Origin of the sequence: Pseudomonas sp. PS01299 (assembly GCF_029960145.1) — a bacterium.
GTDB classification, from domain to species: domain Bacteria; phylum Pseudomonadota; class Gammaproteobacteria; order Pseudomonadales; family Pseudomonadaceae; genus Aquipseudomonas; species Aquipseudomonas putida_A.
The window spans coordinates 1-852 of sequence record NZ_JASCPO010000500.1 but is presented as its reverse complement, the minus strand read 5'-3'; the positions used below and the strand labels follow the sequence as shown (position 1 = coordinate 852).

Sequence of the window (852 nt, the reverse complement as noted above, 5' to 3'; positions counted from 1 at the left end):
CACGGTGTGATTCATGACTGGGGTGAAGTCGTAACAAGGTAGCCGTAGGGGAACCTGCGGCTGGATCACCTCCTTAATCGACGACATCAGCTGCTCCATAAGTTCCCACACGAATTGCTTGATTCATTGAAGAAGACGATAGAAGCAGCCCGAAATTGGGTCTGTAGCTCAGTTGGTTAGAGCGCACCCCTGATAAGGGTGAGGTCGGCAGTTCGAATCTGCCCAGACCCACCAATTTTTGTGTGGGAAACCTGTAGAAATACGGGGCCATAGCTCAGCTGGGAGAGCGCCTGCCTTGCACGCAGGAGGTCAGCGGTTCGATCCCGCTTGGCTCCACCACCACTGCTTCTGAAGTTTGAAAGCTTAGAAATGAGCATTCCATCGCTGTGATGGTGAATGCTGATTTCTAGTCTTTTGATTAGATCGTTCTTTAAAAATTTGGGTATGTGATAGAAAGATAGACTGAACGTTACTTTCACTGGTAACGGATCAGGCTAAGGTAAAATTTGTGAGTGGCTCTTAAGAGTTTTGCGAATTTTCGGCGAATGTCGTCTTCACAGTATAACCAGATTGCTTGGGGTTATATGGTCAAGTGAAGAAGCGCATACGGTGGATGCCTTGGCAGTCAGAGGCGATGAAAGACGTGGTAGCCTGCGAAAAGCTTCGGGGAGTCGGCAAACAGACTTTGATCCGGAGATGTCTGAATGGGGGAACCCAGCCATCACAAGATGGTTATCTTGTACTGAATACATAGGTGCAAGAGGCGAACCAGGGGAACTGAAACATCTAAGTACCCTGAGGAAAAGAAATCAACCGAGATTCCCTTAGTAGTGGCGAGCGAACGGGGACTAG

The 852-nt window shown here is 48.7% G+C and carries 2 tRNA genes and 2 rRNA genes; all 4 read left to right on the top strand.

Going from position 1 to position 852, the window contains the following annotated elements:
• Positions 1-76, top strand: a 16S ribosomal RNA gene (locus QMX91_RS31265); the annotation flags it as partial.
• An 81-nt stretch (positions 77-157) separates the two neighbouring features.
• Positions 158-234: transfer RNA gene (locus tag QMX91_RS31260), tRNA-Ile, on the top strand.
• Positions 235-263: 29 nt separating this feature from the next.
• Positions 264-339: transfer RNA gene (locus tag QMX91_RS31255), tRNA-Ala, on the top strand.
• A 247-nt stretch (positions 340-586) separates the two neighbouring features.
• A 23S ribosomal RNA gene (locus QMX91_RS31250) occupies positions 587-852 on the top strand; the annotation flags it as partial.